Annotated in this window: 13 protein-coding genes and 2 tRNA genes; 7 read left to right on the forward strand and 8 right to left on the reverse strand. The window is 41.2% G+C overall.

Translation table 11 applies throughout. The features are described 5' to 3' along the window. Positions 1-111 precede the first annotated feature (111 nt). On the forward strand, positions 112-651 hold the full coding sequence (gene hpt / locus A9500_RS06650; RefSeq protein ID WP_049371541.1) for a hypoxanthine phosphoribosyltransferase: 540 nt from the start codon (positions 112-114) through the stop codon (positions 649-651). 67 nt (positions 652-718) lie between these two features. Here hpt and der read toward each other — a convergent pair whose 3' ends face one another. The 4 genes from der to dnaQ form a co-directional block, all read right to left on the reverse strand. After that, positions 719-2239 carry a ribosome biogenesis GTPase Der gene (der, locus tag A9500_RS06655; RefSeq protein ID WP_049371540.1) on the reverse strand — a complete coding sequence of 507 codons (1521 nt, stop codon included), beginning with the start codon at positions 2237-2239 and terminating at the stop codon, positions 719-721. Between the two features lie 112 nt (positions 2240-2351). Beyond that, positions 2352-2428 (reverse strand) — tRNA-Asp (locus A9500_RS06660). Positions 2429-2455: 27 nt separating this feature from the next. Beyond that, positions 2456-2532: transfer RNA gene (locus A9500_RS06665), tRNA-Asp, on the reverse strand. 87 nt (positions 2533-2619) lie between these two features. After that, positions 2620-3381: a DNA polymerase III subunit epsilon gene (gene dnaQ / locus A9500_RS06670; protein ID WP_049364385.1), complete on the reverse strand. Its 762-nt coding sequence runs from the start codon at positions 3379-3381 to the stop codon at positions 2620-2622. Between the two features lie 59 nt (positions 3382-3440). On the opposite strand from dnaQ, the gene rnhA reads away from it, so the two are divergent. Next, entirely contained in the window at positions 3441-3902 is a 462-nt protein-coding gene (gene rnhA / locus A9500_RS06675; RefSeq protein ID WP_005699219.1) for a ribonuclease HI, read from the forward strand. 24 nt (positions 3903-3926) lie between these two features. On the opposite strand, the gene tesB is transcribed toward rnhA, so the two are convergent. The 4 genes from tesB to A9500_RS06695 form a co-directional block, all read right to left on the reverse strand. Then, positions 3927-4787, reverse strand: a complete 861-nt coding sequence (tesB, locus tag A9500_RS06680; RefSeq protein WP_065244331.1) for an acyl-CoA thioesterase II — start codon at positions 4785-4787, stop codon at positions 3927-3929. A gap of 57 nt (positions 4788-4844) precedes the next feature. Then, on the reverse strand, positions 4845-5936 hold the full coding sequence (gene ychF / locus A9500_RS06685) for a redox-regulated ATPase YchF (RefSeq protein WP_049355809.1): 1092 nt from the start codon (positions 5934-5936) through the stop codon (positions 4845-4847). A 67-nt stretch (positions 5937-6003) separates the two neighbouring features. Continuing rightward, entirely contained in the window at positions 6004-6588 is a 585-nt protein-coding gene (pth, locus tag A9500_RS06690; protein ID WP_014065080.1) for an aminoacyl-tRNA hydrolase, read from the reverse strand. A gap of 60 nt (positions 6589-6648) precedes the next feature. Continuing rightward, positions 6649-7065 carry an EamA family transporter gene (locus A9500_RS06695; RefSeq protein WP_065244332.1) on the reverse strand — a complete coding sequence of 139 codons (417 nt, stop codon included), beginning with the start codon at positions 7063-7065 and terminating at the stop codon, positions 6649-6651. An 80-nt stretch (positions 7066-7145) separates the two neighbouring features. Here A9500_RS06695 and A9500_RS06700 point away from each other — a divergent pair, with 80 nt between their 5' ends. The 5 genes from A9500_RS06700 (at position 7146) to cpdA (ending at position 11623) form a co-directional block, all read left to right on the forward strand. Continuing rightward, on the forward strand, positions 7146-7472 hold the full coding sequence (locus A9500_RS06700) for an RnfH family protein (RefSeq protein ID WP_065244333.1): 327 nt from the start codon (positions 7146-7148) through the stop codon (positions 7470-7472). Positions 7473-7476: 4 nt separating this feature from the next. Continuing rightward, complete coding sequence (locus A9500_RS06705; protein ID WP_065244334.1) at positions 7477-8688, forward strand: cupin domain-containing protein; 1212 nt, start codon at positions 7477-7479, stop codon at positions 8686-8688. After that, positions 8688-10007: an exodeoxyribonuclease VII large subunit gene (gene xseA / locus A9500_RS06710; RefSeq protein ID WP_065244335.1), complete on the forward strand. Its 1320-nt coding sequence runs from the start codon at positions 8688-8690 to the stop codon at positions 10005-10007. Before A9500_RS06705 ends, xseA begins: the two co-directional genes overlap by 1 nt. A gap of 160 nt (positions 10008-10167) precedes the next feature. Beyond that, a complete protein-coding gene (nudF, locus tag A9500_RS06715; protein ID WP_065244336.1) occupies positions 10168-10791 on the forward strand; it encodes an ADP-ribose diphosphatase in 624 nt (207 codons plus the stop codon). A 7-nt stretch (positions 10792-10798) separates the two neighbouring features. Next, positions 10799-11623 (forward strand): 3',5'-cyclic-AMP phosphodiesterase, encoded by an 825-nt coding sequence (gene cpdA / locus A9500_RS06720; protein ID WP_065244337.1) that lies wholly within the window; start codon positions 10799-10801, stop codon positions 11621-11623. Positions 11624-11727 lie beyond the last annotated feature (104 nt).

Raw genomic sequence — 11727 nt, forward strand, 5'->3', positions numbered from 1 at the left:
CCAACAGGTAGAGTAGAAAGTAAATTCGTTAGGGTTAAAAAGGCTGAAGGTTTAAACTTCAGCCTTTTTTATTGTAGAATACGCAAACGATTAAATAAAAAAGGAAAGACTATGAAAAAACACCACGTCGATATTATGATTTCAGAAGCGGATGTCCGTAGTCGCATAGCTGAACTTGGCGCGGAAATTACGCATTTTTATCAACAAAAAGCCATTGATAAACTGATTGTTGTTGGGCTTTTACGTGGTTCATTTATGTTCATGGCCGATCTCGTGCGTGAATTAAAATTACCGGTAGAAGTGGAGTTTATGACCACATCAAGTTATGGCGCTGGGATGACAAGCAATCACGATGTGAAAATTACGAAAGATCTCGAGGGCGATATTCGCAATGAACACGTGCTGATTGTTGAGGACATTATTGATACGGGCTATACCCTTGAAAAAGTACGTGGCATTTTAAATTTACGCGATCCTGCAAGCTTGGCGATTTGTACCTTATTAGATAAACCTTCTCGCCGAGAAGTGGAAGTACCGGTTGAATGGATTGGTTTTTCTATTCCGGATGAATTTGTTGTCGGCTATGGTATTGATTATGCTCAACGTTATCGTAATCTAGGCTATATTGGCAAAGTGGTTATAGACGAATAATTTATTTTTCAATAAAAAGAGCGGTCAAAATTCACAGTGATTTTTGACCGCTCTTTGTTTGTTAAGATTAGCGTTTCGCTTTTTTGATAAACTTCATTAAGCGTTTACGTTTACGTAATTGGTTTGGTGTGAGTTTATTTTTTCTACCCGCGAATGGGTTTGAACCTTCTTGGAATAGCAAGCGAATTGGCGAACCAATAATTTTCAAACTCTTACGATAATAATTAGATAAATAACGTTTGTATGAATCCGGTAATTTATCCATTTGGTTACCATGCACCACGATAATTGGTGGGTTATAACCACCTGGGTGAGCATATTTTAATTTAATACGACGACCGCCAATCATTGGTGGTTGGTGCTCATCCGTTGCCATTTGTAAGATTCGGGTGAGAAGGGACGTCGTCATTTTTTGTGTCGCACAAGCATAAGCTTCTTTAATCGAATCAAAAAGATTCCCCACGCCACTGCCGTGTAAAGCAGAAATAAAATGCACACGGGCAAAGTCGATGAAATCAAGACGGCGATCTAATTCAGATTTGACGCGATTTTTCACATCTTGATCTAAGCCGTCCCATTTATTCACGACGATCACGAGTGAGCGTCCTGTATTTAAGATAAAGCCAAGTAGAGAGAGATCTTGGTCTGAAATGTTTTCACGCGCATCAATTGTGAGTAATACCACGTTTGCATCTTGAATTGCTTGCAAGGTTTTAATAACAGAGAATTTCTCAACGGCTAAATGCACTTTACCACGTTTACGCACACCCGCTGTATCAATCAAGGTGTATTGTTGCCCATCGCGTTCCATTGGAATGTAGATACTGTCACGTGTTGTGCCTGGCATGTCGTAAACCACCACGCGATCTTCACCTAAAATACGATTGGTTAATGTCGATTTACCAACGTTTGGACGGCCTACAATCGCAATTTTGATATTTTTATCTTGTTCTTCTTCAAGCTCTTCGTCTAATGCTTCATCAATCAATGAAGTATCTTCTTCTGAATCGAAGTCAAATTCGTGATCCCATTCATCTTTTTCTTCTTCATCAGAAGTGCGGTCATTTTCTGCTTCGTTTTCTTGTAATTTTTCCGCTAAAGGTGCAAGTACTTGCTCCATTAATTGAGTCACGCCACGGCCTTGTGATGCAGCAATTTGTTCAATTTTACCTAAGCCTAATTGATAGAATTCTGCACAGTGTGAGTCTGCATCAATACCGTCAGTTTTATTCGCCACCACGACGGTTGTTTTATTCGTACGTTGGCGTAAGTAATTGGCAATACCAATGTCTGCTGCCGTTAAACCTGCGCGCGCATCCACTAAGAAAAGCACTACATCGGCTTCTTCAATCGCTAATAAGGATTGTTCCGCCATTTTTTCTTCAACGCCTTCTTCTGTGCCATCAATACCGCCGGTATCGATCACAATAAAATCATAGCCAGAAATATTGGCATGGCCGTATTTACGATCTCGAGTTAAACCAGGGAAGTCAGCAACAAGCGCATCACGAGTACGGGTTAAACGGTTGAATAGGGTGGATTTGCCTACGTTTGGGCGACCCACTAAGGCAACGACAGGAGTTGTCATAAAAAATATCTCTGTAAAGTGTAAATTTGGTTAATTATAGCGAATGTTGGCTGGCAGGTAAAATTCGGGCATAAAAAAAGCACCTTCTGGTGCTTCATTATCTCGGCTTAATTGGCGGAATGGACGGGACTCGAACCCGCGACCCCCTGCGTGACAGGCAGGTATTCTAACCAGCTGAACTACCACTCCGTGAGTATATTAAGACAAGTTTTAAATTGGCGGAATGGACGGGACTCGAACCCGCGACCCCCTGCGTGACAGGCAGGTATTCTAACCAGCTGAACTACCACTCCGCTAAGTGCTGGGTATAATAATGATGAACGTTAAAACCGTCAATCTTTTTTTTCTTTTTTATGTTTATCTGATTAATAGATAACCGATTAATGTGAGGTTTCCTCCCCCGTACGAATCGACCAAAAACATTTGCCATCGCTTTTTTTATTGACCAATTTAATGAAATCTAAATGGGCTTGGAGTTCATCATCGGTGGGTTGTAACACTTTTAAATTTTGCGAAAAATTGACCGCACTTTGACGATCTTGCATATTGGTACCAGCTTGGATAATTGGACTATCCGCATGATCTTCATCAAATAGGCTAGTTTGACCGCCCGTCATGGATAAATAAACGTCGGCTAAAATCTCCGCATCCAGTAAGGCCCCGTGGAGCGTGCGTTTGCTGTTATCAATGCCTAAACGATCACACAACGCATCTAAGCTATTCCGTTTTCCAGGATACATTTGGCGTGCCATTTGCAACGTATCGGTAACAAGGCAAATATCGTTCGTTTTGATATCTAACCCGAGTTTACGGAATTCATAGTCCATAAAGCCCACGTCGAAGGGGGCGTTGTGAATCAGTAGTTCAGCACCACGAATGTATTCAATAAAATCTTGTGCAATCGTTTTGAAATCCGGTTTATCTGCCAGCATTTCATCCGTAATACCGTGAACTTTAATGGCATCAGGATCAACCAAACGATCCGGCTTAATATAAATGTGAAAATTATTGCCCGTGTATTTACGGTTGATCATTTCCACCGCGCCAATTTCAATAATGCAATGCCCTTCGTAATGCGCACCAATTTGGTTCATACCGGTGGTTTCAGTATCCAGTACAATCTGGCGATCCGGATTTATCATTGTTCTACCTATTTGTTTCCTTTAAAATACCGTCTATTTTACACAAGCTCGAATTAGTTATGCAAAAACAGATTGAAATTTTTACGGATGGCTCTTGCCTAGGCAATCCAGGCGCTGGGGGAATAGGGATTGTCCTGCGCTATAAACAGCACGAAAAACATATTTCAAAAGGGTATTTTAAAACCACCAATAATCGCATGGAATTACGAGCAGTGATCGAGGCCTTAAATAGCTTAAAAGAGCCTTGTCATGTGACGCTTTATAGCGATAGCCAATATATGAAAAATGGCATCACGCAATGGATTTACAATTGGAAGAAAAACAATTGGAAAGCCAGCACGGGCAAAGCGGTAAAAAATCAGGATTTATGGATTGCGTTAGATCAGGCGATTCAAACCCATAACATTGATTGGCAGTGGGTGAAAGGCCATTCAGGCCATCGTGAAAATGAAATTTGTGATGAATTAGCCAAACAAGGCGCAGAAAACCCAACTTTCGAAGATATCGGTTACGAAGGCTAGTCTGCACCTGGTTTTAACGTGCGGTTATTCTTGATAACGAATTAACCCTTCTTGCTGTGTGGTGGCTATTAATGTGCCATCTGCAGCAAAAATTTGTCCTCTCGCTAAACCACGCCCCGCAAAAGCATTATTACTTTCAATGGCATGTAAATGCCACTGATTTAAATTGAAGGGACGGTGGAACCAAATGCTGTGGTCGATTGTAGCCACTTTCATCCCTTTCTGTAAAAAGCCTTTTCCATGTGGGTGAAGTGCGGTCAAAATACAGTGAAAATCAGAAAAATAGGCTAAGAGACATTGTTGAGTCTGCAAATCTAATGGTGCTTCTCCATTGGTTTTAAACCAAGCATATTGTTCTGGCGGCAGTTCTCGACCATCAAATGGATTGTTCAAATATCGGCTATGAATCTGAAATGGTCGCTCTTGAGCAAATTTTTCACTTAAGCTTTCGGGTAACGTCTGTGCTACTTTTAACATGATTTCGTGTTCATCAATGCATTGTTCAGGGCCTGGCACTTGCGGCATGGCTGATTGATGGTCGAAGCCTTCTTCGGGTACTTGAAATGAAGCAGTGACATGACAAATCACATTTTTATGTTGAATGGCTTTTACGCGTAACGCAGAGAAGTTGCGTCCTTCACGTAAAGTTTCTACGTCATAAATAATCGGGTGTTGACTATCGCCAGGTGCTAAAAAGTAAGCATGGCAAGAATGGAGTACACGCTCAGGCGGGGCAACTTGCATCGCGGCAGAAAGAGATTGCGCCACGACCTGACCGCCAAACACTTGGCGAAAACCTAAGTCTTCACTGGCTCCGCGAAAGATAAGATCATCAATTTTTTCTAATTTTAACAATTCGATGAGTTGATTTAATTTATCCGACATTGTTTTTTCCTTTTATAAATACAAAAAGACCGCATAGTTATGCGGTCTGAAGCGTTTTTATACGTTAAAGCGGAAGTGCATGACATCTCCATCTTGCACGATGTAGTCTTTACCTTCTAAGCGCCATTTACCTGCTTCTTTTGCACCGTTTTCACCTTTGAATTGGATGAAGTCATCGTAAGCAATTACTTCTGCACGGATGAAGCCTTTTTCAAAGTCAGTATGGATTACTGCCGCTGCTTTAGGGGCGGTTGCACCCACAGAAACCGTCCATGCACGCACTTCTTTCACACCCGCAGTGAAGTAGGTTTGAAGATTTAATAAGGCATAACCTGCACGAATTACACGGTTTAAGCCTGGTTCTTCAATGCCAAGGTCTTGTAAGAATTCGATTTTTTCATCATCATCAAGTTCAGCAATTTCTGCTTCAATCGCGGCACATACAGGCACTACAACAGAGCCTTCTTTTTCTGCAAACTCACGTACTTTGTCTAAATACGGATTATTTTCAAAACCGTCTTCATTTACGTTCGCAATGTACATGGTTGGTTTTAATGTGAGGAAGTTATAGCTTTTAATTGCTAATAATTCATCTTTATCTAACTCAACAGAACGAATCATGCCTGCTTCAGAAAGTACAGGAAGGATTTTTTCCATCACAGACAGCTCAAATTTTGCGTCTTTATCCCCACCTTTTGCACGTTTTTGTAAACGTTGAATAGCACGTTCACAGCTGTCTAAGTCAGCAAGGGCTAATTCGGTATTGATGGTTTCGATATCGCTTAATGGGTCGATTTTACCCGCAACGTGCACGATGTCATCATTTTCAAAACAACGAACAACATGACCAATTGCATCAGTTTCACGGATGTTAGCTAAGAATTTATTACCTAAGCCTTCACCTTTACTTGCACCCGCAACCAAACCAGCGATATCCACAAACTCCATGGTGGTGGGTAATACGCGTTCAGGTTTAACAATTTCCGCTAACGCATCTAAACGCGGATCCGGCATTGGTACCACGCCAGTATTAGGTTCGATTGTACAAAACGGATAGTTTGCCGCTTCGATACCGGCTTTGGTTAATGCATTAAAAAGGGTAGATTTACCGACGTTTGGCAAACCAACGATACCACATTTAAATCCCATGATGTTTTCCTTATTGTAAGCGTAAGTGCGGTTAAAATTTATGGTGTTTTTTCACCGCACTTCTGAGTTAAATTTTAAAACTGTTTAAGCGATTGGTGGCTTTCACCATGCCTTCTTTGAAAAGCAATTCAATGCAATCGGTGGCTTCGTCTAACGCTTTATCGAGCGCTTCTCTTTCTGCAGGCGCAGGTTTGTTAAGCACAAAACCTGAAACTAAATCACGGTGTCCAGGATGGCCAATGCCAATGCGTAAACGATAGAAATTGTTGCTGTTACCAAGCTGTGCCACGATATCTTTTAAACCATTATGTCCGCCATGTCCGCCACCTTGTTTTAATTTTACGGTGCCTGGAGGTAAGTCTAATTCATCGTGTAGCACTAAAATCTCTTCTGGTTTGATGCGATAAAAATTAGCAAGTGCGCCTACGGCTTTTCCACTTAAATTCATAAACGTCGTTGGCACTAAAAAACGGACTTCTTTGCCGTTAATCAGTGTTTTTCCTACATAACCGAAGAATTTATTTTCTGCATTAAGGGAAACATTAAAGCGACGAGCCAAACGCTCAATCAGCCATTCACCTGCATTGTGGCGGGTTTCCGCATATTTATCGCCAGGGTTTCCCAGCCCCACGATGAGTTTAATTTCAGACATAGTTTTCTGCTTGAATAAAAATAGTGGCGTATTGTAGCGAAAAAGGGCTAATTTCTCAATCTATAAGGCTAAGACTAAAACGCCCGAGAGAATTAATAGACTTCCTATGACTAATTTCATGCTTAAGGGTTCACCCAACAAAACTACGCCTAAAATAATCGCAATGACCACACTGAGTTTGTCAATAGGTGCAACCCAAGAGGCAGGTGCCATTTGTAACGCGCGATAATAACAAAGCCAAGATAGGCCCGTAGCAACACCAGAAAGAATTAAAAAGGTAAATGGTTTTGCGGCAATATGTTGTGGCAGTTGCCATTCATTGCGAGCACTAATGATGCCAGCCGTGACCAGTAAAACCACAATCGTACGGATAAAGGTCGCGAGATTACTGTTAATGCCTTCAACCCCTAATTTGCCTAAAATAGCGGTAAGTCCAGCGAAAAAGGCTGAACCAATAGCAAAAAATACCCAATTCATGATGTGCTCCTATTTTATCGTTAATATTGACCGCACTTTTCCGCTATAATAACGGAAAACTCATTAAGACAGAATAAGACATGAAACAAATTAATATTGAAATCGCTTATGCCTTGCCGGATCGCTATTATTTGAAGTCCTTCAAAGTGGATGAAGGTACGATGATCCAAACGGCTATTTTACAATCGGGCATTTTACAACAATTTACCGAGATTGATTTGCGCGAGAATAAAGTAGGAATTTATTCCCGTCCAGCCAAATTAACGGATCAGTTAAAAGATGGTGATCGTATTGAAATTTACCGTCCATTGTTAGCCGATCCTAAAGAAATTCGTCGTAAACGTGCAGCAGAGCAAGCCAAAGCTGCACAAGAAAAAGCTCAACAAGAAAAACAGGAAAAGGAGTAAAAAAATGACCGCACTTTCCAACCAATATTGTCTGCCTGATGGCATTACCCCTGAAGTTTTCCTGCGTGATTATTGGCAGAAAAAACCATTGATTATTCGTAATGGTTTGCCTGAAATTGTTGGCCAATTCGAGCCTGACGATATCATCGAATTAGCACAAGGCGAAGATGTGACGGCACGTTTAGTGAAAACCTTTTCAGATGATAATTGGAAAGTGTTTTTTAGTCCGTTATCCGAAGAAGATTTTGCGGATGTACCAGAAAAATGGTCGGTGCTCGTCCAAAATCTAGAACAATGGAGCACTGAACTCGGTCAGCTTTGGAATAAGTTTGGCTTTATCCCGCAATGGCAACGCGACGATATTATGGTGTCCTATGCACCTAAAGGAGGTTCCGTTGGTAAACATTATGACGAATATGATGTGTTCTTGGTGCAAGGCTATGGTCATCGCCGTTGGCAGTTAGGCAAATGGTGTGATTCTTCCACAGAATTCAAACCGAATCAGCCGATTCGTATTTTCGATGATATGGGCGAATTGGTGATTGATGAAGTGATGAATCCAGGCGATATTCTTTATATTCCGGCTCGTATGTCACATTATGGTGTGGCAGAAGATGATTGTTTGACCTTTTCTTTTGGTTTGCGTTACCCGAATTTAGCGGACATTCTCGATAACGTGAATAAAGCGTTTTGTCATCAGGATCCTGAATTGAATTTAAGCGAGTTCCAATTACCGTTACGCTTAACGCAATCAGAGCAAAGTACGGGCAAATTGGCGGATGAAAATATTCAAGCAATGAAAAAGCAATTCTTAGCGAAATTGGCAGAGTCAGAAGCCTTTGATGCCTTGTTCAAACAAGCGGTAGCAGGCACAGTGAGTTCACGTCGCTATGAAATGTTAGTATCCGATGAAATGTCCGATCCTGACGAAGTGCGGTCAATTTTAGAAGAGGAACAAGGTGTGTTAATGCAGGACAATAACTGCAAATTACTTTACACCGAAAATCCGCTCCGCATTTATGCGAATGGCGAATGGTTGGATGAAGTGAATGTAATTGAAGCGGAAGTGTTGAAGCGTCTTTCCGATGGTGAAGCGCTAGATTGGGAATTCTTAAATAATTTAGTGAATGATACAGAAGATCCTGAAAGTACAATGGAATTATTGCTCGATTCGATTTGTAACTGGTTAGATGACGGTTGGGTGTTGATTGAATAATGTCTGAAAACATTTACTCCGTTTCCCAGCTTAACAGTGCTGCTCGCCAAATGTTAGAAGGGAATTTTTCACAGATTTGGCTTACAGGGGAGATTTCTAATTTCACCCAACCAGTGTCAGGACATTGGTATTTGACGCTAAAAGATGAAAATGCCCAGGTTCGTGGTGCAATGTTCCGCATGAAAAATTTGCGGGTGGGATTTCGTCCGCAAAATGGTATGCAGGTGTTGGTGCGGGCGAATGTCAGTTTATATGAACCTCGTGGTGATTATCAGCTGATTATTGAATCCATGCACCCTGCTGGTGAGGGATTGTTGCAACAGCAATTTGAAGCGCTAAAAATGAAATTGGCGGCTGAAGGGTTGTTTGCACAAAACTTGAAGAAAAGCTTGCCAGACTTTGCTAAAGCGGTGGGCATTGTAACCTCTTCGACTGGTGCAGCGTTGCAGGATATTTTACATATTTTGGCTCGCCGAGATCCCAGTTTAAAAGTGGTGATTTACCCAACGGCAGTGCAAGGAAAAGAAGCAACGGCTGAAATCGTCCAAATGATTGAACTCGCCAATGCTCGTCAAGAAGTAGATGTATTGATCGTCGGTCGAGGTGGTGGTTCCTTAGAAGATCTTTGGTGCTTTAATGAAGAAGAAGTGGCACGTGCGATTTTCCGTTCTAATTTACCGATTATCAGTGCAGTCGGTCACGAAACGGATGTTACCATTGCAGATTTTGTAGCTGATTTACGAGCGCCGACGCCGTCTGCAGCGGCAGAGTTAGTGAGTCGTAATCAGCAGGAGTTACTTCAACAGTTAGCCTATAAACAACAGCGTTTGGAGATGGCGTTAGATCGTATTTTTAGTCAGCAACAACAACGTTTACAACAGTTACGTTTACGCTTACAAAACCAACATCCGCAAAATCAATTATTGATGCAAAAAGCCAGAACGGAACAATTACATCATCGTTTAGTTTTGGCAATGCAGCGACAAATGGATAAAACGCAGCAAAAATTGACCGCACTTTCAGCACGCTTAAAACAAAATCCGTTGCCTTATCGGTTGCAAAAACAATCCCAATATTTAGCTCAGTTACAAGTGCGGTTAAATTTAGGGGCGAATCGTCAAGTCACGGAACGTCAAAATAAATTGGCAACATTGTGTGGCAAGTTAGATGGATTAAGCCCATTGAAAGTGTTAGCGCGAGGATATTCCATTGCAGAGGATGATAAAGGACATGCTATTATGAGTGTGAAGCAAGTCAAAACAGGCGACACCATTAAAACGAAGGTAGCAGATGGGGAGATAACCAGCCGCGTTTGTTAATTTAAATAAATTTTTAATGTAAACCTATGATGAATAAGAAATCATCATAGGTTTTCTTTTTTTGTGACCGGCTTCAAAGTTTCGACAAAAAAATAGAGGGTTCAGTTTTTTTTATTTTTTTATGGGAGTATTATGCGACCTCGATACTAGGAGAGTAATGATGTCAGAAATTCAACAGTTTAGTCAGCATGATATAGAAGTTCTTAATGAAGAAACTGTTTATAAAGGTTTTTTTACACTTAAGAAAGTACAGTTCAAACACAAACTTTTTGCCGGTGGCGAAAGTGGTGTCGTAACACGAGAGTTGTTGGTAAAAGGTGCCGCCTCTGCCGTAATTGCTTACGATCCGAAAGAAGATTCGGTGGTTTTGGTGGAACAAGTACGCATTGGTGCATATCAACCTGGTTCTGCTCGTTCTCCTTGGTTATTAGAATTGATCGCCGGGATGGTAGAAGAGGGTGAACAACCTGAAGAGGTCGCTTTGCGTGAAAGTGAAGAAGAAGCTGGTGTATCAGTTCAAGATCTTACTCATTGTTTAAGTGTATGGGATAGCCCGGGTGGCGTAGTCGAGCGTATTCATCTGTTTGTCGGTCGAGTAGATAGCTCGCAAGCCAAGGGCATTCATGGTTTAGCTGAAGAAAATGAAGACATCCGTGTTCATGTGGTGAAACGTGAACAGGCCTATCAATGGATGTGTGAAGGTAAAATTGATAATGGCATTGCAGTAATGGGCTTGCAATGGCTTCAATTAAATTACGCCCAATTGCGGCAGCGCTGGCAATAGGAGTCCCATGAGCAATACATTTGAATGCGAACCCGAGAGTGAGATCGTCAAATTATTACAAATTACCGATCCTCATTTATTTAAGGATACAAGCAAAGAGTTATTAGGTATTAACACGCACGAAAGCTTTTCTCAGGTGTTAAAAGAAATTCAGGCAGAATCTTTTGATTATGATGTCGTGTTTGCGACGGGTGATTTGGTACAAGATAGTAGCGATGAAGGCTATCTACGATTTATTGAGATGGTCAAACCGTTAAATAAATCAGTATTTTGGCTTCCGGGTAACCATGATTTTCAACCTAAAATGGTCGAGCATTTAAGCCAACCACCTATTAATGCGTCAAAACATTTACTTCTTGGAAAACATTGGCAAGTGATTTTGTTAGATAGCCAAGTTTCTGGTGTGCCTCATGGCGAATTAAGTGCTTATCAGCTAGATTGGTTAAAAATGAAATTAGCGGAAAATCCGGCGCGTCATAGCTTAGTCGTCTTACATCACCATTTATTGCCAACAAATTCAGCATGGCTTGATCAGCATAACTTACGGAATGCTCATGAATTCTCAGAGGTTCTTGCTCAATTCAACAATGTAAAAGGGATTTTATACGGTCATATTCATCAAGAGGTTGATGGCTATTGGCAAGGTTATCAAACCATGGCAACACCAGCGACTTGCATTCAATTTAAGCCGGACAGCAATCATTTTGCTTTAGATACCTTACAACCAGGTTGGCGTGAAATTGAGCTACATCCAGATGGGCGAATTGAAACTAGGGTGAAGAGAATCAAACAAAAAACATTCCTGCCAAATATGGAGGAAGAAGGATACTAAACAAAGTGCGGTTAAAATTCAGGTGATTTTAACCGCACTTTTTCTATACCGAAATGGGTAAAAGTCCATTTTACACTAGCCAGAATTCCCACAAATCTGTACAA

It is taken from the genome of Haemophilus sp. CCUG 60358, from assembly GCF_001679485.1.
Lineage (GTDB): Bacteria > Pseudomonadota > Gammaproteobacteria > Enterobacterales > Pasteurellaceae > Haemophilus_D.